Origin of the sequence: Massilia aurea (genome assembly GCF_014200505.1) — a bacterium.
GTDB lineage: Bacteria > Pseudomonadota > Gammaproteobacteria > Burkholderiales > Burkholderiaceae_D > Telluria > Telluria aurea_B.
Genome location: NZ_JACHBX010000001.1, coordinates 915,716 through 936,566, shown reverse-complemented (window position 1 = coordinate 936,566; position 20,851 = coordinate 915,716). Strand labels below are relative to the sequence as shown.

19 protein-coding genes are annotated in these 20,851 nt (G+C 67.0%); 6 read left to right on the top strand and 13 right to left on the bottom strand.

Annotated elements, in window-relative coordinates; genetic code table 11:
* Positions 1-26: 26 nt before the first annotated feature.
* The 4 genes from HD842_RS04140 to HD842_RS04125 form a co-directional block, all read right to left on the bottom strand.
* Positions 27-518 carry an Hcp family type VI secretion system effector gene (locus HD842_RS04140; protein WP_183551309.1) on the bottom strand — a complete coding sequence of 164 codons (492 nt, stop codon included), beginning with the start codon at positions 516-518 and terminating at the stop codon, positions 27-29.
* A gap of 55 nt (positions 519-573) precedes the next feature.
* Positions 574-2,064 carry a type VI secretion system contractile sheath large subunit gene (gene tssC, locus HD842_RS04135; RefSeq protein ID WP_183551305.1) on the bottom strand — a complete coding sequence of 497 codons (1,491 nt, stop codon included), beginning with the start codon at positions 2,062-2,064 and terminating at the stop codon, positions 574-576.
* 1 nt (position 2,065) lies between these two features.
* Positions 2,066-2,581 carry a type VI secretion system contractile sheath small subunit gene (gene tssB, locus HD842_RS04130; RefSeq protein WP_183551302.1) on the bottom strand — a complete coding sequence of 172 codons (516 nt, stop codon included), beginning with the start codon at positions 2,579-2,581 and terminating at the stop codon, positions 2,066-2,068.
* Positions 2,582-2,642: 61 nt separating this feature from the next.
* Entirely contained in the window at positions 2,643-3,227 is a 585-nt protein-coding gene (locus tag HD842_RS04125; RefSeq protein WP_183551299.1) for a tetratricopeptide repeat protein, read from the bottom strand.
* Positions 3,228-3,430: 203 nt separating this feature from the next.
* Between HD842_RS04125 and tssJ the strand changes: the two genes are divergently transcribed.
* From tssJ to icmH, 3 genes are read left to right on the top strand one after another with little or no spacing between them, the layout of a single operon-like run.
* Positions 3,431-4,021 carry a type VI secretion system lipoprotein TssJ gene (gene tssJ, locus HD842_RS04120; protein WP_229424590.1) on the top strand — a complete coding sequence of 197 codons (591 nt, stop codon included), beginning with the start codon at positions 3,431-3,433 and terminating at the stop codon, positions 4,019-4,021.
* 53 nt (positions 4,022-4,074) lie between these two features.
* Positions 4,075-5,448 (top strand): type VI secretion system baseplate subunit TssK, encoded by a 1,374-nt coding sequence (gene tssK, locus HD842_RS04115; protein ID WP_370660782.1) that lies wholly within the window; start codon positions 4,075-4,077, stop codon positions 5,446-5,448.
* A complete protein-coding gene (icmH, locus tag HD842_RS04110) occupies positions 5,445-6,209 on the top strand; it encodes a type IVB secretion system protein IcmH/DotU (protein WP_183551296.1) in 765 nt (254 codons plus the stop codon). Before tssK ends, icmH begins: the two co-directional genes overlap by 4 nt.
* Positions 6,210-6,244: 35 nt before the next feature.
* Here the strand turns inward: icmH and HD842_RS04105 are convergent, their stop codons facing one another.
* The 4 genes from HD842_RS04105 to HD842_RS04090 form a co-directional block, all read right to left on the bottom strand.
* A complete protein-coding gene (locus HD842_RS04105) occupies positions 6,245-7,021 on the bottom strand; it encodes an OmpA family protein (RefSeq protein WP_370660781.1) in 777 nt (258 codons plus the stop codon).
* 1 nt (position 7,022) lies between these two features.
* Positions 7,023-7,970: a type VI secretion system-associated protein TagF gene (tagF, locus tag HD842_RS04100; RefSeq protein WP_183551293.1), complete on the bottom strand. Its 948-nt coding sequence runs from the start codon at positions 7,968-7,970 to the stop codon at positions 7,023-7,025.
* The gene (gene tssM / locus HD842_RS04095) at positions 7,970-11,731 is read right to left on the bottom strand and encodes a type VI secretion system membrane subunit TssM (RefSeq protein ID WP_183551290.1); all 3,762 of its coding nucleotides are present in this window, start codon (positions 11,729-11,731) and stop codon (positions 7,970-7,972) included. Before tssM ends, tagF begins: the two co-directional genes overlap by 1 nt.
* Before the next feature lie 140 nt (positions 11,732-11,871).
* Positions 11,872-12,711, bottom strand: coding sequence for a M15 family metallopeptidase (locus HD842_RS04090; protein ID WP_183551287.1), 840 nt, complete (start codon positions 12,709-12,711; stop codon positions 11,872-11,874).
* Positions 12,712-12,771: 60 nt separating this feature from the next.
* Between HD842_RS04090 and HD842_RS04085 the strand changes: the two genes are divergently transcribed.
* The 3 genes from HD842_RS04085 (at position 12,772) to HD842_RS04075 (ending at position 17,566) form a co-directional block, all read left to right on the top strand.
* A complete protein-coding gene (locus tag HD842_RS04085; RefSeq protein ID WP_183551284.1) occupies positions 12,772-13,536 on the top strand; it encodes a hypothetical protein in 765 nt (254 codons plus the stop codon).
* An 87-nt stretch (positions 13,537-13,623) separates the two neighbouring features.
* Entirely contained in the window at positions 13,624-15,279 is a 1,656-nt protein-coding gene (locus HD842_RS04080; RefSeq protein ID WP_183551282.1) for a VRR-NUC domain-containing protein, read from the top strand.
* Complete coding sequence (locus tag HD842_RS04075; protein WP_183551280.1) at positions 15,218-17,566, top strand: helicase C-terminal domain-containing protein; 2,349 nt, start codon at positions 15,218-15,220, stop codon at positions 17,564-17,566. Before HD842_RS04080 ends, HD842_RS04075 begins: the two co-directional genes overlap by 62 nt.
* A 4-nt stretch (positions 17,567-17,570) precedes the next feature.
* Here the strand turns inward: HD842_RS04075 and HD842_RS04070 are convergent, their stop codons facing one another.
* From HD842_RS04070 to HD842_RS04050, 5 genes are all read right to left on the bottom strand, one after another.
* Positions 17,571-18,299, bottom strand: coding sequence for a LytR/AlgR family response regulator transcription factor (locus tag HD842_RS04070; RefSeq protein WP_183551278.1), 729 nt, complete (start codon positions 18,297-18,299; stop codon positions 17,571-17,573).
* A 4-nt stretch (positions 18,300-18,303) separates the two neighbouring features.
* Entirely contained in the window at positions 18,304-19,371 is a 1,068-nt protein-coding gene (locus tag HD842_RS04065) for a sensor histidine kinase (RefSeq protein ID WP_183551276.1), read from the bottom strand.
* Complete coding sequence (locus HD842_RS04060; RefSeq protein WP_183551274.1) at positions 19,371-20,096, bottom strand: LiaI-LiaF-like domain-containing protein; 726 nt, start codon at positions 20,094-20,096, stop codon at positions 19,371-19,373. Before HD842_RS04060 ends, HD842_RS04065 begins: the two co-directional genes overlap by 1 nt.
* Positions 20,086-20,463, bottom strand: a complete 378-nt coding sequence (locus tag HD842_RS04055) for a LiaI-LiaF-like domain-containing protein (RefSeq protein ID WP_183551271.1) — start codon at positions 20,461-20,463, stop codon at positions 20,086-20,088. Before HD842_RS04055 ends, HD842_RS04060 begins: the two co-directional genes overlap by 11 nt.
* Positions 20,464-20,643: 180 nt before the next feature.
* Positions 20,644-20,820 (bottom strand): hypothetical protein, encoded by a 177-nt coding sequence (locus tag HD842_RS04050; RefSeq protein ID WP_183551268.1) that lies wholly within the window; start codon positions 20,818-20,820, stop codon positions 20,644-20,646.
* Positions 20,821-20,851 lie beyond the last annotated feature (31 nt).

The following is a 20,851-nucleotide window of genomic DNA, read 5'->3' as shown; positions in this document are numbered from 1 at the left end:
GCCGCGTGGAAAGCGGCGGGCGCCGCTCAGACGATCTTGTTGGCCGCCAGGTCCCAGCCGCCCGAGGTGTTGCCGCCGGCGCCGCCGGTCACCTTTTGCTGGGTGTATTTCCACTTGATCTTCGAGAACTTCAGGCCCACTGCTTCGTGGATGATGCTGCCTTCGGCAACGCTTGGCTGGACACCGCCGATCAGCACGTTTTCAAGCTCGATCTCGAAGTACTTGATGCGCTCGCCCTGGCCATCGGCGCGCATGAATTCCAGCTTGGCCTTGGGGATGGTTTTGCCTGCCGAGCAGGTTTGCAACAGGATGGGCGAGGCCAGGTCGGCGAGCTTGGTCAGCGCGATTTCCTGGTGCTCGCAGCGTTCGGCGGTGTGACCGCCGCCGGTGGATGCCGTGGCCGACCGGGGCTGGCTCACGCCCCAGTTCACCGAGGTGCACTCGATCCAGTCCTTGTGCCGGTCATCCTGCGACTCGCCTTTGATCCCGTCGATCTGCAGGTACACGTCAATTGCCATGTTCTACTCCAAGTGTGATTGAAACGTCGGTTGAATAACAAGTTGGTTACAGCAGTCAGTTCTTGGTCGATTGCGGCAACTCCGCGACCAAACGGAGCGAAACGGACAGCTCGTCGAGCTGGAAATGCGGTCGCAGGAACGACACGGCGCGGTACACGCCGGGCCGGCCCGGCACCTCGGACACCTGCACGCTGGCTTCGCGCAGCGGGAACTGCGCTTTCTGGTCCTGGCTCGCGTTATCGTCGAGCAGGACGTACTGCGTCAGCCAGCGGTTCAGGTAATCCTCGACATTGGACGCTGCCGCGAAGCTGCCGATCTTGTCGCGCATCATGGATTTCATGTAATGCGCTATACGCGACACAGCAAAGATGTATTGAAGTTGCGACGACAGCACCGCATTCGCATTGGCCGCCTCGTTGTTGTACTTGCGCGCCTTCTGCGCCGACTGCGCCCCAAAAAACGCGGCGTACGACGTGTTCTTGCAGTGCACGAGCGAGATGAAGCCCAGGTCCGACATTTCCTTCTCGCGCCGGTCCGTGATCGCCACTTCGGTCGGGCACTTCAGCGCCACCTCGCCCTCGTCGGTCTTGAACGTGTGGGTTGGCAGGTTTTCGACCAGCCCCCCGCCCTCGACGCCGCGAATCGCCGCGCACCAGCCGTAATCCTCGAACGCGCGCGTCAGGCGCGCGCCGAACGCATACGCCGCGTTGCACCACAGGTAGCGAGAATGGTCGCTGCCGTCGACATCTTCGACGTAATTGAAGCCTTCGGTGGTCATGCCATCGGCCGGGTGGTACGGCAGCCGGCCCAGGAAGCGCGGCAGCGTCAGGCCGACGTAGCGCGCGTCTTCCGATTCCCGGAACGCCTTCCACTTCGCGTATTCGGCGGTGTCAAACACCTTGGCCAGGTCGCGCGGCTTGCCCAGGTCGCCGAAACTTTCGACGCCGAACAGTTCGGGACTGGAGGACGTGATGAACGGCGCGTGGCTGGCGGCGGCCACGTGCGACATCTGCTCGAGAAAATAGATGTCTTCGGGCTGGCGCGTGATCTCGAAGTCGCCGATCAGCGTGCCGTACGGCGCGCCGCCGAAGGTGCCGAATTCTTCTTCGTAGATTTTCTTGAACATCGTGCTCTGGTCGAATTCCATCGCCGACTGGAAGTCTTTCACCAGCTCGCGCTTGGACGCGTTGAGCATGCGGATCTGCAGGTTCGCGCCGGTCGTGCTGTTCTTGACCAGGTATTGCAGGCCCGTCCAGCTGCGCTCGAGCTTCTGGAATTCGGGCGCGTGCATCACGCTGGATAACTGGTCGGAGATCATGCGATCGAGCTCCGCCAGCCGGGCGTCGATCGTGGCCGACAGGTTCGACGACATCACCATCGTGCCCTGCATGACCTGGCTGACCAGCTCCGAGATCAGGTCGTGCGCCCGCACATGCTCGCTGCTGGACGTGGCCACGCGGCTCTGTTCGACGATCTGGTCGAGCAGCGACGCATCCAGTTCGGGGGCGCCCGGCTGTGCGCCCGTTGATTCGAGGACTGCGGCCATCTCAACCCTCCTTGCCGGTGTCGCCCTGCTGCTTGCGCAGGCTGTCGAGCTTTTCGGTGTTGCCCAGCACGTCGGTCAGGATGTCTTCGAGCTTGTCGTTCCCGGCCAGCTTGTTGCGCAAATCGGCCAGCTTGGTGCGCGCCTCGAGCAGCCTGGCCAGCGGCGCCACCTGGCGCACAACCGATTCGGGCCGAAAATCGGCCATCTCGCGAAACTGCAACTGCACGCCGAACTCGCCGCCTTCCGGCGACAGGTGGTTGTCCACCTTGAAGCTCGCCACCGGCGCCACGCCCCCGAGCACCTCGTCGAAATTGCTGGCATCGACATTGACGAACGTGCGGTCCTTCAGGCGTTTCTTGTCGACCTGGGGATCGGTCCCGAAATCGCCGACCACACCGACCACGAACGGCAGCTCCTTGTTTTCGGTTGCGTCGCCAATCTCGACGTCATACGTCATCTGCACGCGCGGCGCGCGCACTTTCTGCAACCGTTTTTGTACGCTTTCGTTCTTGGCCATGTCGACTCCAGTGGGGAAATGGGATGGCCGGCATGGCCGGCCACTGGTGAGAAATGCCGCGTTATTTCAGGACGTCGAACGGGCTGCCGCCCGCAGGCGCAGGCGCAGGCCGCGACGGCGCCGCCGCCGTCTGGGTGGCCGGCTTGCGCACCGGTGTGCGCGGAGCCGGTCGCGTACTGACCAGCACTTCTTCGCCCAGACTGGTGCGCAGCAGCTTGGCCAGGTCCTGCGCCTCGCTGCGCACCGACCCCTGCAGATTGTTCTTGCGGGTCAGGTCGGCCAGCGCCTTGCTGGCCACGCGCAGGCCGCTGACGGCCAGAATGCTGTAGGCCAGCGTGTCGTTGGGGTCGCGCGCGAGGGCTTCCTGGGCATGGCTGATTGCCTCGCCATACTGGCTGGCGTCGAACCGGATCTGCGCCATGCGGACCCACGGTTTCTTGTCGACGGGATGGGCCACGCTGGCCGATTTGAGCAGTGCGATCGCTTTTTCGGGCTGGCGCGCCGCCAGCGCCGCATCGGCCTGCACGTAGAGGTTCCCAGAGACAGCGGCGCGCGGAGTCTCCGCGCTCGTGCCTGTCCCGTCGGTGGCGCACCCGGCCAGGACGGCGACGCCGATCAGCATGGGTGACAGTCGTTGGCGAATCATGTTCGGCTCCGGTGGGTAAACAAGCCACCATTATTCGCATCGGCAGGTCCACGAAGTTGCGCACGGTCAACGGCGAGCGGATTCAGCAAGCAGGTGTGGGATCGGTGCGCGAACGGGCGACGCCTTGCGCTGGCGCAGCGTACGCGGGTGGGAAACGGATTCAATCCAACGCTGGCGTTCAAGAAACTGCACAGGAGAACCGGATGACCCCAACCCATCGCTGCGCGCTGTTGATGCTCGCGTTTATCTTCACCGCCGCGCTGCCCGGCTGCGGCAATGCCCCGCACGGTTCGTTTGCCAATGCGGCGTTGGGCGCGGTGGGCCTGCGCAAACAGGCCGGGCTGCCTGAATCGCAACAGCCACCCCGTAACGTGCCGCTGCGGCTGCACGCCGCCACACGCCTGAACGTCAACGAGCGCGGCCAGCCGCTGGCACTCGCGGTGCGTCTCTACAAGCTGCGCCAGAAGGACGCCTTCGAAGAAGCGCCCTACGCGGCCTTTCTCGACCCGCAGCAGGAACGCGAGCGGCTCGGCGCCGACCTGCTCGATGTCCGCGAAATCATGCTGGTGCCGGGGCAACGCTACGAAGTGACCGAAAAGGTGGCGCGCGAAGCAGGCCACGTCGGCATCGTGGCACTGTTCCACAATCCCGCGGCCGGCCATTGGCGCACGACGGTCAGCAGCGCGGACGCCGAGCGTAACGGCGTCAACATCGGTCTGCACGCCTGCGCGATGAGTGTGGCGGGTGGCGCCGTCAGTGGCGCAAGCACGCTGGGGTCTGTGCGCTGTCAATAAACGTCGAAAACTTTCCTGCAAGCTAAACATTTTCGGACACAAGCGAGGCCGCCGTGAGCATGCCATCCAAGGTCTTATGGGACGAAGGATTGTTCCTGCGGCCCCAGCATTTCCAGCAGCAAGAGCGCTACCACGATGCGCGCCTGAACCAGACCGCGTGCGCGCTGCATCCGTATTGCTGGGGCGTGCGCCGGATGACGATCGACCTGGACGCGCTCAGGAACGACGTGCTGCGCATCGAGGAACTCTCGTTGCTGTTCCCCGAGGGCGAGGTGTACCGGGCGCCCGATGGCGACATCCTGCCGCCCCAGGTACGCCTGGCCGACCTGCCGCCCGATCTGCAGACCGTCACGTACCACGCCGCCCTGCCGACGTTGCGCGCGCATGGCGAGAACTGCACGATCGGCGCCGGCGATGGTTTGCACGACCTGGAAGACGCGCTGCGTTTTTCCCGCCATGAGCGCGACACGCATGACCTGTACAGCAGCGCCGCTGAGGCCCCGGTCACGTATCTGCGCAAGACGCTGCGGCTGGTGGCCGACGGCGACGCGCTCGAAGCCTACGAGAGCTTTCCGCTGCTGCGGCTGCGCCGCGTGGCCACCGGCGGCTTCGAACCCGATCCCGGCTTCATGCCACCGAGCCTGTCGATCGATGCGGTGGCCGGCCCGGGCCTGGGCCTGCACGGCGCGCTGGCGCGGCTGATGGAAAAGCTGCTGGCCAAGGTGACCGCGCTGTATGGCGACCTGCGCGAACCAAGCCGCAACGTGGTCGAGATCCGCGGCGGCGACGTGTCGGCGTTCTGGCTGCTGCACACGGCCAGTGCCGGCTATGCGGCGCTGGCCCATTACCTGCACCACCGCGAGCTGCATCCCGAGCGCCTGTACGGCGCGCTGCTGCACCTGGCCGGTGGGCTGATGACGTATTCGCGCAGCTACCGGCTGGACGACCTGCCCGCGTATGTCCACGCCGATCCGGGGCCGCCGTTCGCGCGCCTGGACGGCATCATCCGCGACCTGCTCGACACCGTGATCTCGTCGCGCTACTTCACCATCGCCCTGCACCACGACCGCCCGTCGTACTACCACGGCGCGCTCGACTCGGGCCGCATCACCCCGCAGACCACGCTGTACCTTGCCGTGGCCGCCGACCTGCCGGCGCTGCGCCTGGTCGAAACCGTGCCGCTGCAATTCAAGGTCGGCGCGCCCGAAGACGTCGACCGCTGCGTGCTGTCAGCGTTGCCGGGCGTCAGGCTGCTGCACGCGCCGCAGGTGCCCAGCGCGATTCCCGTACGGCCCGACATGGTCTACTTCGTCCTCGACGTGCGCGGGGCGCTGTACGAAGCCATGCTCAAGTCGCAGGCGATGTCGGTGTACGTCCCCAACGGGCTGCGTGAACTGCGCCTCGAACTGATCGCGGTGTCGGCATGAGCGCGTTCATCGAGCGCCGCGCCGCGCCCAAAGGCGATACGGGCGAGCGCGCCGTCCGCACGCAACGCCTCAGCGACATCATGTACGAAGGGTTCTACGCGCTGTTCCTGCTCAAGACCGGGTGCGGGCCGCAGGACAAGGTCGCGTTTGCCGACAACATGACGAGCTTTCTGATGGACGTCGACCGCAACGCCAAGGCGCTCGGGATCGCGGCCGACGATATCCTGGCCGCCAAGTACGCATTCTGCTCGGCGGTCGATGAAATCATCCTGCGCTCGACCTTCGACGTGCGCGACGCGTGGGAGACCCGGCCCCTGCAACTCCGGGTGTTCGGCGACCAGCTCGCGGGCGAGCATTTCTTCCACCGGCTCGAGGACCTGCGCGCGCGCGGGGCGCAGCAGGTCGAGGCGCTCGAGGTCTTTCACATGTGCCTGCTGCTGGGTTTCCAGGGGCGTTATGCGCTCGACGGCAAGGACAAGCTCGACTACCTGGTGGCGCGCCTGGGCGACGAGATCGCCCGCATGCGCGGCCGCACGCGGGGCTTCGCGCCGCATGCCGAGCGGCCGGACCAGGTGGTCAACCGCGTACGCAGCGACCTGTCGCTGTGGGTTCTGGGGGCAGTGTTTACGGTGGCCGGACTGGGTGCATACGTGGGCTTCCGGACCGTGCTGGGCAACGACACCGGCTATGCGCTGGCGCATTACAACGATCTGGTGACGCTGCCGCCGAAAGCGGCGAACGTGACGATCACATTGCCGTAAAGCGTGGATGGACCCGGCCGAAAGGCCGGGGCGCTTTACTGGATCACCTTGAACTCGATGCGCCGGTTGCGCGCCTTCCCTTCCGGCGTGCGGTTGTCCGCCACCGGCCGGTCGGGCCCCTCGCCCGATACCGCGATCGAGTCGGCGGCAATGCCCTGGGCCACCACATACGCCTTGACCGCTTCGGCCCGCGCCTGGCTCAGTGACAGGTTGCCGGCGCGCGAACCGGCGTTGTCGGTGTGGCCGATGACGCCGACCTTGACGCCCTTGATCTTGCGCAGCGCGACGGTCATCCCGTCCAGCACGGCGATGCCGGTGGGCGTGAGCGTGGCCTTGCCCGATTCGAACTCGATGATGCGGTCGGCCAGCGCCGTATCGAGCACCACTTGCTGCGACACCTGCACCCGCAAGCCGTTGTTGACCGTGTAGGTGGGATTCAGGCTCGCCGCGATATCGCCCGCGATCCTCTGGCGCTGCTCTTCGCTGGCTACGTCGCCGCGCAGGCTGACGCTGTTGCCGTCGATGTGCAGCTGGCCGCCTTTCACCAGGCGCAGGTTGGGGCCGATCAGCCGGCCGACATACGTGTTCCAGTTGGCGGGCGTCGACACGGTGCCGACCGACAGCTGGTCGACCACGCGCGCGGCGCCGTAGACGCCGCGCAGGCGTTCCAGCAGCGCGGCCCTGGTCGCCTCGTCGGCCACGGTGCCGGTCACCAGCACCGGGGCGTCGGTCTGGACCTGGGTCTGGGCCTTGGCTGCGCCCTGCTGCAGGCCCGCCAGGCACAGCATGACGATCAGTGTGCGAAGTATCACGTCAGGCTCCGATGAAGGTTGTCATGAACAGCGTGCGCGCCAGCGCCAGCGGCAGGTCGGGCTGGGCCAGCTGGCTGGCCAGCGCGCGCACGTCGGGCTCGAGCTGCAGCTGCTCGTCGATCCAGGCCGTGTGCTGCAGGCGCACCTGCAGGTCGGCGCCCACCAGCGGATCGATCATCGCGCGCAGCGTGTCGGCCAGCGCGGCGCAAAAGCCCACCACCAGCACCGGCCGCCCGTCCTGGTGCGTGATGAACAGCGCCAGGTCGAACCCGGCGCGCCGCAGGAATGGCGCGATCAGTCCGAGCCAGAACGCCGCCACCGGATAGCGCGCCGCCGGGTCGGCCGGCAGCGGCAGCACGAGGCTCTTGTCGAGCGTGCGGGGCCGGCTGCGCATCACGGGCTGCAGCAAGAGGCCAAGCGCGAGCACCAGGCGCGCGACACCGCAGTCGTCCAGCAGCGCGTCGAGCGAACCCACCGTGCCGGCGTCGATCCAGGCAGTGAAGGCGCCCACATCCCCCAGGCCAATCGCGCTGTCGGCAATCGCCTGCAACGACGCCGTGGGATCGGCATCTGCCAGCACGTTCGGGCAGATCTCCTGCAAAAACGTCCACAGCGGGGCAAAAGCGACGGGACAGTGCGCCACGAACGCGGCCGGATCGGCCACCGTCAGCGTGCGCGTGGTTAGAAACGGAAAGCGCCGCCCCGACTGGTCGCGACTCGCCAGCAGATGCCCGGCCACCGCGTGGTGGCGCGCCGGGCCGACGAGGGCGAAGCTCACCGGCGCCATGGCGTCGTAGTGCACGCGCCAGCGCGCATCGGACGGCAGCAGCGTCATCACCTGCGCCAGCCAGGCGTCGAGCATCCCGATCGTGGCCGGTTCGTGCGCCAGCTTGACGAAGTCGGCGCGCGCCGGCAGCTTGCCGAAGTAACCGATCCGGTCGGCGCGCATCACTGGCCTCCCGTACTGGCCAGTGCAGGCGCCGCCGCATCGAAGCGGCCGACGATTGCCGGCGGCAGGCGCATGCCACGAAAACCCTGGCCCTGCGCCTGCCCGCCCCCGCCCCCGCCCGCCTGCGGGCTGCTGACGATCTTCAGGTCGACAGCCACCGTCACATTGCTGCCGCTCCAGCGCAGCTCGAACACGCCGTCGTCCTTCTTCGTGCGCTGGGCCGACTCGAACAGGCGCTGCAGGCCGAACTGGCCCGGCTGGTTGAACAGTTCCACCGTGCGGCCATCGAACGTGACGGCCGACACGCGCGCACCCGATACACCCTGCGGCCCCGGATGCACCATATTGCTCCAGCTGGCCGGGGTGTTGCGGTAACGGAGTTGCTGGCCATCGATCTCCAGCGTGTATTCGAGCGTGCCGGGCGCCGTGAGCGGCAGCACCTGGAACACGGTCTGCGCCGCCGTGCCGGCCGCCACGCCGTTGTTCGACAGCGGCGCGATCCAGGCCGGAAACGCCGCTACTGCCTGCGGCGCGAGCGAGATGCCGATGTCGGCCCAGGTGCGCGGGGCCAGCACGTCGCCGCGCCGCACCACGAGCGGACCCATGGCCGTGCCAACGAATTTGGCCACCGCGCCGTCGGGCCCGAACACCTGGCCGATCTCGCCCGGTGTGGCCTCGATGCTGGCGCCTTGCGCGAACGGATACTTGGCCGCCAGCGTGCGCGTGAACGGCTCGACGACCTGCGCCTGCCAGGTCTTGTTGATCTCGGCCTCGGATGGCAGCACGATCATGGCGAAGGTCTGCGTCAGCGGACGCACGAGCAGCGGCCGCAGCGCGCTTTTCTGGCTCTCGCTCATCCCGGTGAGCATCTGCTCGTCGACGTAGCGCAGCGCCTCGGCCAGTTCCGAGCCGGTCCCTTCGAGTGTCTGCTGCATGAACTGCTTGGCGCCCGGCCCCGGGTCGCCCTGGTTCTTCAGCGTGTTCAGGCGCGTGCGCAGGCGCGACAGCGCATCGAGGTAGCCCGTCATCAGCGATGCCTCCTTCTCCTTGGCGCCGACCAGGCGCGCCACGCCGGCGAATTCGCGGCCGATCGGGCCCGCGCTTTGCGGCCCGCCGGTCAGTTCGGCCGGGTCGATAGTGTCGGCCAGCGTGCGCGCGTCGGACGGCGCCCGGCGCAGGATCTTCTGCTTGATCCACTCGGCGACGCCGCGCTCGGTCTTGCTCGCGGGCTGGCGCAACCCGCCCGGATTGTCCCAGGCGGTCTCTTCATGGATCGTGCGCAGCAGCCTGGCGATGGGCGACGTCTGCGGGTCGCCCAGACGATTCATCGCCTGCACGCTGGCATCGAAGCCGCGCAGGTCGGTGATCGCCACGCCCTGCACGAACTTGACCCATTCGCGTGCATAGTCGGCCTTGTACAGATCGATCAGCGCCTTCTGGATCTGCTCCGGGCTGCCCTCGAGCGTCAGGTCGTCGCGCGCCGTGGTCTTGAGCACCCAGTCGACGGTATTGAGTTCGCGGTTCGAGGCTTCGCGGATCGCGCCCAGCACGAATTTGTCCCACGCCGCGCGCGTGAATGCGCCGCTGACTGCATGGCTGCCGGCCACCAGCGCGCTGTCCTGTTCGCCGACGATGCGCGCCACCGTCACCGCCGGGAAGCGCGTCGCGGCGCGCGTGCGGATGTCGGCGTACACGCGCTCGCGCGCCAGCGTGCCGCGCACCACACGGCGCAGGTGCTCGCGGGTGGTGTCGAGCAGGCCAAGCTTGAGCGTCATCTGCGGCCAGGCCGGGTCATTGATGTTGGCCAGGTGGAAGCTGAGCAGGCGTTCGGCGCTGCGGATCATCTGCTCGCGCGGCATTGCGCCGCGGTGCGCTTCCAGCCAGCCGCGCCAGTAGCGCGTGAGCTGGTCATTCAGGTGCCCCGGCTCGGCGTGGGCTTTATCGCCCAGCATCAGGTAAGTCTTGAGCGCGTTGTAGGCGTCGCCCACGCTGGTGGGCGACGCATCCTGGTACGGCTGGCCGGGCCGGGCCGCCGGCGTGGCCGCCTGGCGCGTTGGATCGAGGCTGGCCGCATTGCTGTTCACCTCCGTCAGCATGGTCTCGAGCGCGCCGGTCACCGGTTCGACCATCACGGCGCGCACGCCGGCAAAGTATTCGTCGCGCAGCTTGCGCGACAGCTGCCCGCCCTGGTACAGGCCGAAGCCCAGCGCCCACGGCTTGTCCTGGCTGTAGCCATCGAGCAGCTCGATGCGGTCCTGTAGGATGTCCAGCGCTTCGAGCCGCGACTGCAGGTCGATGCGGCCGGCCTGCAGCCTGGTCACCTTGTCGAGGTCGGCCTGCACATTGGCCACCAACTGGCGGTTGCCCATATACGCCCAGGACCAGCCGCCCATCGCGCAGCCCAGCAGGATCGTGGCCGCGAAGAACAGGCCCAGCTTCCAGCGCGCCGCTGCTGGATGCGTGTAGCGCCTGACCAGGTCGCGGTCGGCGAAGATCACCTTGCGAAACAGGTCCAGCAGAAAGTAACCCGATTGCCCGGCTGCCGGCTCGGCCACCGCGCCTTCACGATTGCCCAGCGCCAGGTCGAAGCGGCTGGCCACGCGCTGGCTCGACAGGTCTTGCACGCTCCCTTCCTGCAGCGCGCTGGTGAAGTAAAAGCCGCGAAACACGGGCTTGAACTGGTACGTGTTTTCGTCGAACAGCGTGGCCAGAAAGGCGCGCAGCGGCGTCCTGATCGCCGCGAATTCGAGGGGAAACGTGAACACGCCGGGGCGCATCAGGGTGCTGCGGTTGGCGCCCATGCCGGCCAGGCTCATCTCTTTCAGGCCATCGACGAGCGCCTCGAACTCATCGTCGAAGAAGGCCAGCACATCCTGCGGCGCGCTGCGGCGGTTGTAGCGCAGCGTGGCGCCCCAGATGCGCTCGCGCTCGGCCTGTTCGCTGCCATGGAAAAAGTCCACGAAGCCCGCCACCAGGTCGACTTTCGTGAACACGACATACACGGGCGGATGCACGCCCAGGCGCTCGGTCAGCTCCTGCATGCGGGTACGCAGGTTCTTGGCCAGTTCGTGCGATGCCGTGGCCGGGCCGGCCATCAGTTCGGCCACGCTCACGGCAATCAGGATGCCGTTGACCGGCGCACGGTGGCGATGGCGGCGCAGCAGGTCGAGAAGACCGAACCACTCGTCGCGGTCGTCCTCCTGCACCGAGTAGCGCCCGGCCGTGTCGAGCAGGATGCCGTCGGTGGTGAAGAACCAGTCGCAATTGCGGGTGCCGCCCACGCCCTGCACGGCCTTGTTGCCGGGGATCGGAAACGTCAGCCCCGAGCGCACGATGGCGCTGCTCTTGCCCGCCGCCGGGTTGCCGATGACCATATACCACGGCAGTTCGTACAGCGCCGCCGCGCCGCGTGTCAGGCCCAGCTTGGACGTCTTAATGGTGCTGACCGCATCGAGCAGATTCTTGCGCAGCACGGCGACGTCGCCCTTGCCGTTGTCGTCCATCCCATCGTCCGAGGCGTGACCACTGCCCTCGCCCTCGGCCATGGCCGACGCCAGCCTGGCGCCTTCGCGCGCACGCCAGGCACGCCGGATCATCCAGCCGGCGCCCCAGCAGCCAAGCAAGGCCAGGCCCACGATGGCGGCCCAGACAATGGCGATGTCCAGCGCCACGGCGCCAAGCACCAGCAGCGCCGCGATGGCGAGCACACCGATCAGGATCAGCATGCGGCTGCCGGTCAGGAAATTCCAGAATCGCGCCATGGCGGGGCCCAGGTCCGTTGAAAAAAGAGTCTCACAGGAAATGCTCGCACGCGCATGACTGCCGCCGCTTGAGCGGGCGCAACACGGTGGACTTGGTGCATCGCCGGCGCTTGCCGGCGCAGCGCCGCATCAGCACCACGTCAGCGCCGCATCACCCCGCGCAGGCGCAGCTCGGTGTGGCCAAAATCCATCATCTTCCAGCGCCCGCCCCAGGTCAGGCCAAGCGACTCGGCCACCTGGCCGTAGGCCTGGTAGCCGCGCATCGCCCACGGATCTTTTTCGGAAATCACCAGCTTGCCGTCGCGCAGGAACGCGCAGTCGCCCGCCAGGCCGTACTGGTGCCAGCTCTGGAACGCACGCGCATTGGTGACGTTGCTGCCACTGGCCGCCAGCGCATCCTGGCGCGCCGGGCTGCGGTAGCCTTCGAGCAGCGCCATTTCGTAGCCATGCTGCTCCTTCATGATCTTGAAGGCCAATAGCAGGCGCGCGCTGAAGTCGGGGTGCAGCAAGCCCCAGTTGCGGCTCGCACCCACCAGCATCGGCCGTATCAGTTCGACTTCGGCGGTCGTAAACACGTCGGGCGGCAGCGCCACCGGGGGCGCCAGCTGTTCGCCGGCCAGCAGCGCCGCCACCTGTTCATCCGGCATGGCGGCGCTGCCCTGATACACGGGCAGCATTGCGGGATTGCTCAGTGCCAGCGCCAGCAGCGACGGAATCAGGATCACCGGCGCGACAATGGCGAACACCACCCGATGCCGGCGCAGGAAGCGCAGCAGGCGCTCGCGCAGCGTGAGCGCGGCCGCATCGCGCGCGGCGCCCAGCGCGCGCCCGCCCGCATGGCCCCAGGCGCCGGCATGCCGCGCCAGCGCGCGCAGACGGCCGATGCCGCGTGTTGCCAATGCGCGACCCGTCGGGAACACGGCCAGCCAGATCAGGCCGGATGCGCCACAAACGTACAGAAGCGCGATAAAGATCAGCATCGGTACCTCCAGGATTGTTTCTAATCGGAACTGGAAAAACCCCATCTTAGGAGTGCTGCCGTGCGTTCATCAGACGAACATCAAGCGAACCCCACGCAACCGCATCTGCGGCCCGATCTGATGTCGTCGACGCGGCGCGGCGGCAACGAAGACAGCATCCTCGCCAGGCTCGAACGCGAGCCGGCGCGCCGCACCGCGTCCGGCGGCACGGGCGTACGGCTGGCCTGGTATGGCGGCGCCGTGCTGGTCGCGCTGGGGTTGACGGGCGCCCTGGCCTGGCTGGCGGCGGGGCAGGACGGCCCGCACCGGGTCGAACCCGCGCACGCCGGGATGGCGGCGCGCGCAATCGTGGCCGACGAACCTGCTGCGCCGCTGGCGGCGGCCGTGATCGTCGACGCTGCGCCGGCGCTGGCGCCAGTGGCAACGCCCGTGTCAGCGCCAGTGACAACGCCAGCACCCGCAGTCAGCACAGCGCATGGCCTGCATGGTCTGCCACCGCCGGTGCCGCCGCTGCGCCTGTTGCGTCCTGCGGACGGGGCGCGAGTGCCCGTCAAGCCCACGCGCACGGCGTCAATGCCCGAGCGCGGCACGGCCAAGACCCTGGCCGCAGCGCCAGCCCCGTTCCAGGCGCGCGCAACCGTGCCGCGCCAGGCGGCGCGGCCAGCGAAACATGCCGGACCGGTGGGGGCGACCGAACCACCTGACAGCGATGTCGCCCTGATCTCGGCCGTCATCTATCACGCCAATGGCCACGCCCTGCCCGACCCCGAGATGAACCCGGACCGCTGCGCGGGCGAGCCCTGTCGTCCACGGCCAACGCGCTAGCGCCGCACTGGACGATCGCGCCGAAACTGCTGGATTCCCTGTCCACCCGGGCTTATACTGTACATAAGAACAGTAACGCGGGTGGTCATGATCAGGTTGTTGGAAAACGAGTTTTATTATCTGGACAACTTTCAGCGCGTTCTCGACTGGATCGGCGAACGCTATGCCGACCTGCTCGACGCGCAGGAGCACGCGTTCCTGGCCGCCTTCCCTGCCCTGCCACATGCGGCGCGTGCGCTGTTCGTGCGCATGGTCATGCGAAAAGGCACGCTGTTTCGCGCCAGTAAACTCCGCTACGCCGAGATCGGCTGCCCCGTCGAGGCGGCTGGCCACCTGCTGGGCACCGGCTGGATCGAAGCCGATCCCGAACTCTCGCTCGACGAACTGTTCGATCTGCTCTCCAAGCCCGAAGTCGCCGAGGCCTTCCCGCACCTGCGCCAGAAAAGCGCGCGCAAGGGCGACCTGCTCGAGGCGTTGCGGGCCGACTGCGCCGATCCCCGCCGCTTCTCGGGCTGGTACGGCGACTGCGCCGACGTCGCCTGGCGCATCCACGTCAAGCCCCTGTGCGATCGCCTGCGCCTGGTCTTTTTCGGCAACCTTCGCCAGGGCTGGACCGACTTCGTGCTGTCCGACCTGGGTTTGTTCCGCTACGAGCAGGTCGACATCTCGCCGGCCTCGCGGGGTTTTCGCCAGCGCGCCGACATCGACCACTACATCCTGCTGCACGCGTGCCGCGAACGCTTCGCTGCCGGTGAAGCCGTCGAGGATGTCGTGCGCGACCTGCCCGAGCATGCGTTCGACAACGACTGGCTGGCCAGCCGGCGCGAAAAGCTCGTGTTCCAGATCGGCCAGCACTACGAAAAGCAGAAAGACTGGGATGGCGCTTTTGCCGCCTACGCCCGCTGCCGCTATCCCGGCGCGCGCGGCCGCGCCATCCGCGTGCTCGAAAAACACGAGCGCTTCGACGACGCCTGGGCCCTGCTGACCGAGGCCCAGGCCACCCCCGAGAACGACGCCGAGCGCCAGCACCTGGCCCGCATCGCGCCGCGCCTGGCGCGCCGACTGGGTCACGCGCGCCTGGGCCGGCTGCCGAAAACCGAGGTGCAGCGCATCGACCTGTGCCTGGCGCCACCGAACGGCGAGCGCTGGGTCGAGGGTGCGGTGCGCGACCATCTGGCGCAAGACGGCGCGCCCGTGTTCTATGTCGAAAACGCGCTGGCCAATACGCTGTTTGGCCTGCTGTGCTGGCGCGCCATCTTCGCCGCGATCCCCGGTGCCTTCTTTCACCCGTTCCATCGCGGCCCGGCCGACCTGTACAGCGCCGACTTCTACGGGCGCCGGCTGGCCGAATTTTCCGCCTGCTTCGATGAACTCGATTCCGGCGCCTACCGCGACACCATCCGCGCGACCTACCGCGACAAGGCCGGCCTGCAGTCGCCGTTCGTGCACTGGGACGGCATCAGTCTTGAGCTGGTCGAACTGGCGCTGGACTGCATCCCGGCCGCGCACCTGCGCAAGTGGTGCGAGCGGATCCTGGCCGACGTGCGCGAAAACCGCACGGGCTTTCCCGACCTGATCCAGTTCTTCCCCCTCGAAAACCGCTACATGATGATCGAAGTGAAAGGCCCAGGCGACCGCCTGCAGGACAACCAGCAGCGCTGGATCGAGTACTGCGCCGCGCATGCGATGCCGGTGGCCGTCTGCTATCTGGTCTGGGATCTGGCGCCCGAGATGGCGGCCTGATTTGACCGGTACCACGCAACCCGCCTACACGATCGCCGTGCGCGCGCTGTGCGAGTTCACCGCCAAGGCCGGTGACCTCGACCTGCGCTTCACGCCCTCGCCCAGCGCCCAGGAAGGCATTGCCGGCCACGCCGTCGTCGCTGCGCGCCGGGGCGATGGCTACCGCGCCGAGCTGCCGCTGTCCGGCGAATGGAACGGCTTGCGCGTGCGCGGGCGCGCCGACGGCTACGACGAAAACGAGAACCTGATCGAAGAGATCAAAACGCACCGCGGCCGCCCCGAGTCCATCCCCGACAACCATCGCCACCTGCACTGGGCGCAGGTACGCGTGTATGGCCACCTGCTGTGCCAGGAGCGCGGCCTGGATACGGTCAACCTGGCCCTCGTCTATTACGACATCGGCAGCGGCGTTGAAACCGTGCTGCGCGAACAGCGCGACAGCGCCTGGCTGCAGACCCATTTTGCGGGCCTGTGTGAACGCTTCTCGAGCTGGGCAGCACAGGAGAGCGCGCACCGCACCGCGCGCAACGATGCGCTGACCCAGCTGCGCTTTCCACATGCCGACTTCCGGCCGGGCCAGCGTCACCTGGCCGAGAGCATCTACCGCGCCAACACGAGCGGGCGCTGCCTGCTCGCACAAGCGCCGACCGGCATCGGCAAGACGGTCGGCAGCCTGTTCCCGACCTTGAAGGCCATGCCGCAGCAAGGCATCGACAAGGTGTTTTTCCTGGCCGCGAAGACGCCGGGCCGGCGCCTGGCGCTCGATGGCGCGGCCAAACTATGCAGCGCCACGGCAACACCACTGCGCGTGCTGGAACTGACCGCGCGCGACAAGGCTTGCGAGCATCCGGATAAAGCGTGCCATGGCGACGCCTGCCCGCTGGCGCGCGGCTTCTATGACCGTCTGCCTGCCGCACGCGCCGCTGCGGCAGAAGTGCTGGTGCTGGACCGCGAAGCGCTGCGCACGGTCGCCCTCGACCACGACGTCTGTCCGTACTACCTGGGTAGCGAGATGACGCGCTGGGTCGACATGATCGTGGGCGACTACAACTATTATTTCGACGGCGGCGCGATGCTGTACGCGCTCGCACAGGCCAATGGCTGGAAGGCCAGCGTGCTGGTCGACGAAGCCCACAACCTGGTCAACCGCGCGCGCTCGATGTACAGCGCCGAGATCGACCGCGAGCTGCTGCGCGCCGCGCGCGCCGTCGCCCCGCCCGCCGTCAAGAAAGCGCTCGAGCGCGTCGGGCGCGCCTGGACCAATGTCGACAAGGGCGCGCCCGCGCCGTACCAGCTGCTCGAGTCGATGCCGGCGAAACTGGTGGATGCACTGCAGGATGCATCCAGCACCATCAACGAACACCTGGCCGCCTTCCCCGGTCCGCTCGACCCTGACCTGCAGCGCTTTCATTTCGACGCGCTGCAATTTGCGCGGCTGGCCGAGTCGTTCGGGCCGCATTCGCTGGTGGACCTGTCGCGCGACGCCGACCGCCCGACCTTGCGCGATTCGACCATCTGCATCCGCAACGTGGTGCCGGCACCGTTTCTCGGTCCGCGCTTTGCCGCGTCGCATTCGAGCACGCTGTTCTCCGGCACGCTCGGCACCTGGCAATACTGCACCGATACGCTCGGGCTGCCGGCCGACACGGCCTGGGTCGAAGTGGATTCGCCGTTCACGGCCAGCCAGCTCGACGTGCATGTCGCCAAAGGCATCTCGACCCGCTACCAGGCGCGCGCCGCGTCGGTGCAGCCGATCGCCGAACTGATTGCCCGCCAGTTCCACGAACGTCCTGGCAACTACCTGGCGTTCTTCAGCAGCTTCGACTACATGGACCAGGTGGCCGGCGCGCTGGCGAAGCTGGACCCGGGCGTGACGGCCTGGCGCCAGGAACGCCGCATGAGCGAAACCGCGCGCCAGGGCTTCATCGACCGCTTCGCCATCGGCGGCGCGGGCGTGGGCTTTGCGGTGCTGGGCGGCGCGTTCGGTGAAGGGGTCGACCTGCCGGGCGAGCGCCTGATCGGCGCGTTTGTCGCCACGCTCGGCCTGCCGCAGGTGAACCCCGTCAACGAGCAGCTGCGCGAGCGGATGCAGACGCTGTTTGGCGCCGGCTACGATTACACGTATCTGTACCCCGGCATCCAGAAAGTGGTGCAGGCGGCCGGCCGCGTGATCCGCACCGAACAGGATCGCGGCGTGGTGTGGCTGATCGACGACCGCTTTGCGCAGCCAGGCATCCGTGCGTTGATGCCGGCCTGGTGGGAGCTCGGCGCGCACAACTCGCGCTGAGCGCTTACGCCAGCAGCTCGCGGATACGCTGGTAGCCGCTGCGGCTGATGGGCAGCTTGACGCCGCTTTTCAGCACGGCGCAGTGATTGTCCTTGCTCACCGGTTCGATGCGCGCGATCGCGCCCAGATTGACGATGTGCGAACGATGGATGCGCACGAAGACGGCGGGATCGAGCTGCGCCTCGAGTTCGGCCAGGCTGCCAAGCTTGAGGTACTGCCTGCCGTCCGCGCAGACGGCGACGTAATCGTCCTGCGCCTCGATGTAATCCACGCTCGCCGTTGGCACCACGTGCACGCGGGCGCCGTCGCGAATCAGGATGCGTTCGAGCGGCGTATGGCGCGCCGCGGCTTCCTTGACTACGGCCTCGATCTGCGCCGGTTGGGGCGTGCGCAGGCGTGCCTGTGCCAGCGCTTCGCCAAGGCGCGCACGTGAAAACGGCTTGAGCAGATAGTCGATCGCATGCACTTCGAACGCCCGCAGCGCGAACTGATCGTACGCGGTGGCGAAGATGTAATGCGGCTTGCTGCCGGCCAGTTCGACCACCTCGAAGCCGTCCAGCTTGGGCATCTGGATGTCGAGGAAAACAAGTTGAGGGTCGAGCTCCGCAATGGCCTTGACTGCCTCGAAGCCGTTCGCGCATTCGCCAACGATCTCGACGTCCGTGTGCGTCGTCAGGTATTCGCGCAGTACGGCGCGCGCCAGGTGTTCATCGTCCACGATCAGAACCCGCATGCTGTCAGTCTCCCATGTCTGCGGGCAGGATCAGGTCCACCCGAAAAATCGCCCCATCGCGCGTCGCGTGCACGCTCGCGTCGATGCCATACACAGCGGCGAGGCGCTGGCGCACGTTCGCCAGGCCCACGCCGCCGCCCTTGCCGGGCGCCCCGTCATCCGGATCGACGTCGTTCTCGACCCGCAGCTTCAGTTGTGAGCCGGCGCGCACCGCGTGCACGCGCACCACGCCGCCCTGCGGCAGCTGGCCGATCCCGTGCTTGACTGCGTTCTCGACCAGCGGCTGCAGAATCATCGGCGGCAGCAGGCAGCGCGCCGCGTCATCCGCCATCTCGCACGCGAACGCAAGGCGCGGGCCGAAGCGCACCTGCTCGATCGCCAGGAAGCGCTGCGTCAGTTCCACTTCATCGGACAGCAGGACCTTGCGGTGCGCCTCGAGTCCCAGCGTGTGGCGAAAGAAGCCGGCCAGTTGCAAGGTCATGTCGCGCGCGGCGTCGGCATCGATGCTGGTGAGCGCGCTGATCGAATTGAGGCTGTTGAATAAAAAGTGCGGGTCGATCTGCGTGCGCAGCATGCGCAGTTCGGCGTCCTGCGCCAGCAGCTTCAGTTCGAGTTCGCGCGTTTCCAGCCGGCGCGCGCGCTCGAACTCCAGCGCCAGATAATGCGCGCAGGCTGTCATCCCGTACAGCAGCACGCCCACACCAAACATCACCGCGGCGACAGGTGGCGAGAGCTGCACGCCGCCCATCGACGGCGCCAGCCAGCGCCAGAATGCCGCCCACGCCACCGCCGCCGCACACCACAGGGAGGCCGCACTGGCGGCCGTGACAAAGAACACGACCAGCACCGAGCGCAGCGACTTGGTTGCCAGCGGATAGGCGCGGCACAGGTAGTAGCTCGAAAAGCCGCACACGCTCGCATACACCAGCATCAGCGGCAGCGCGAACAGCAGGCTGCCCGGGATGCCGGCGCCGGTGGCCGCGTTCAGCAGACCCGCAAGCATCAGCCCCAGCATCAGCCAGGCCGCCAGGTACAGTGCGGCGCTGCGCCCCGCCCAGAACATCCGGCCCATCAGTTACGGATTTCCACACCGCCCATGATGGCGTAGCCGCGAATGATGAGGCGCTTGCTGCCGTCGGGCGGCACGGCGGTCTTTTCTTCGAAGCCGCCAAGAATCGGCGTGCCAAGCAGGATCACGGTCCAGTCGGGCGGACACTTGATGGTCACGCCGCCCCAGAACGCGAACACGTTGATCACCGCCTCGCCCCGGATCGAGGCGCTGCGCATATCGAGTTCGCAGCCGCCCATGACGGCCGTGATTTCACCGCCGCGAAAATCCTGCGTGGTCACGCGGCGCTCGTAGCCGCCCAGGATTGCCGTGATGTCGACGGTCTCGCCGCTGCCCGTATCATCGAGCATCCCAGCGCCCGGGCTGCCGGCGACGCTGCCCGGCACCCCGCGGCTGCGCAGCGCCTTGGCAACAAGGAAGCCGCCGAGGCCAATCAGGATCAGCGGCCACATGGTGCGCACATTGAAGTTGATGATGTCGAGCCGGTCGAGCATCATCAGGATGCCCACGCCGACCAGCGCCGCGCCGAGCAGCGTGCCACCCTGGCTGCGCGTGTCGCATAGCTTGACCGTGCCGACGATCACGAACAACATGGGCCAGAACGAGACCGCGCGGTGCATGTCGATCAGGCCGAGGTTATCGAGCAGGAACAAGAGCCCCATGCCGATGACGAGCACGCCCAGCACCACCTGGCCCGTCACGCCCCTGTGCAAGCGATCATTTTTCATGGCGACCCACCTTCTGGTTATTCAGGAAACGACGGGCGATGAACGGATCGAGCACCAGCTTGATGCCCCACATCAGGATGAACAGTGGCCAGCTGTTACGGAACGTCAGACCGAATGCATTTTCGAGCACCGCAAACAGCCACAGGCCGGTAAACACCGTCCACAAGCCGTTGCCGAATTCTTTGGGACTCGGATAGCCGATCGTCTGGCTGATACCGACGGCGACCAGCAGCAGCGGCGCGTAGTGCCAGTAGTCTTCGGCGTTGATGTAGTACAGGCGATCGAGCAGCACGACGGCGCCGACGACGATGAGCAGCAAGCCCCAGACGATTTGCTTGCGCCAGCGGTAGGATTCTTCGGATTGCATGGTGCGGACCTCCTTGTGATCGAATAGGGATCACGATAACAAGGGTGGGCACGTTGGCGGAAGTGGTTTTCGGTGAATGGCGAATCCATACCGGCGAACGGCGAATCGACGCCCGCGCCAAACATACAGGCGAAAAAAAACCCGCCGTAAGGGCGGGTTCTCCATGCAGCCAAGGCACGATCAGGCAGCGCTGGCGGCTTCCTGGCGCTTGGTCAGGCCCTTTGGCACGTTGCGGTACTTGGCGCGTGCTTCAGCCTGGCGTACGGCTTCACGTGCGATGTTGGTGCGCTTGATCTCGATGCGTTCTGCCTTGCCGCGATGTTGGGCGATGTGCTTGCTTCCGATTCTCTTGGTCATAACGGTCTCCTTGGTTGAACTATGCGCCGCG

Excerpts from the sequence above, each read along its gene's own strand:
- HD842_RS04070 (WP_183551278.1), bottom strand. The coding sequence starts at position 18,299 with ATGCGGGTTCTGATCGTGGACGATGAACACCTGGCGCGCGCCGTACTG.
- tagF (WP_183551293.1), bottom strand. The coding sequence starts at position 7,970 with ATGCGCGCCGACCGGATCGGTTACTTCGGCAAGCTGCCGGCGCGCGCC.
- HD842_RS04140 (WP_183551309.1), bottom strand. The coding sequence starts at position 518 with ATGGCAATTGACGTGTACCTGCAGATCGACGGGATCAAAGGCGAGTCG.
- HD842_RS04090 (WP_183551287.1), bottom strand. The coding sequence starts at position 12,711 with ATGCTGATCTTTATCGCGCTTCTGTACGTTTGTGGCGCATCCGGCCTG.
- tssB (WP_183551302.1), bottom strand. The coding sequence starts at position 2,581 with ATGGCCAAGAACGAAAGCGTACAAAAACGGTTGCAGAAAGTGCGCGCG.
- tssC (WP_183551305.1), bottom strand. The coding sequence starts at position 2,064 with ATGGCCGCAGTCCTCGAATCAACGGGCGCACAGCCGGGCGCCCCCGAA.
- HD842_RS04125 (WP_183551299.1), bottom strand. The coding sequence starts at position 3,227 with ATGATTCGCCAACGACTGTCACCCATGCTGATCGGCGTCGCCGTCCTG.
- tssJ (WP_229424590.1), top strand. The coding sequence starts at position 3,431 with ATGACCCCAACCCATCGCTGCGCGCTGTTGATGCTCGCGTTTATCTTC.
- tssM (WP_183551290.1), bottom strand. The coding sequence starts at position 11,731 with ATGGCGCGATTCTGGAATTTCCTGACCGGCAGCCGCATGCTGATCCTG.
- HD842_RS04050 (WP_183551268.1), bottom strand. The coding sequence starts at position 20,820 with ATGACCAAGAGAATCGGAAGCAAGCACATCGCCCAACATCGCGGCAAG.
- HD842_RS04065 (WP_183551276.1), bottom strand. The coding sequence starts at position 19,371 with ATGGGCCGGATGTTCTGGGCGGGGCGCAGCGCCGCACTGTACCTGGCG.
- HD842_RS04080 (WP_183551282.1), top strand. The coding sequence starts at position 13,624 with ATGATCAGGTTGTTGGAAAACGAGTTTTATTATCTGGACAACTTTCAG.
- HD842_RS04075 (WP_183551280.1), top strand. The coding sequence starts at position 15,218 with ATGCGATGCCGGTGGCCGTCTGCTATCTGGTCTGGGATCTGGCGCCCG.
- HD842_RS04055 (WP_183551271.1), bottom strand. The coding sequence starts at position 20,463 with ATGCAATCCGAAGAATCCTACCGCTGGCGCAAGCAAATCGTCTGGGGC.
- icmH (WP_183551296.1), top strand. The coding sequence starts at position 5,445 with ATGAGCGCGTTCATCGAGCGCCGCGCCGCGCCCAAAGGCGATACGGGC.
- HD842_RS04060 (WP_183551274.1), bottom strand. The coding sequence starts at position 20,096 with ATGAAAAATGATCGCTTGCACAGGGGCGTGACGGGCCAGGTGGTGCTG.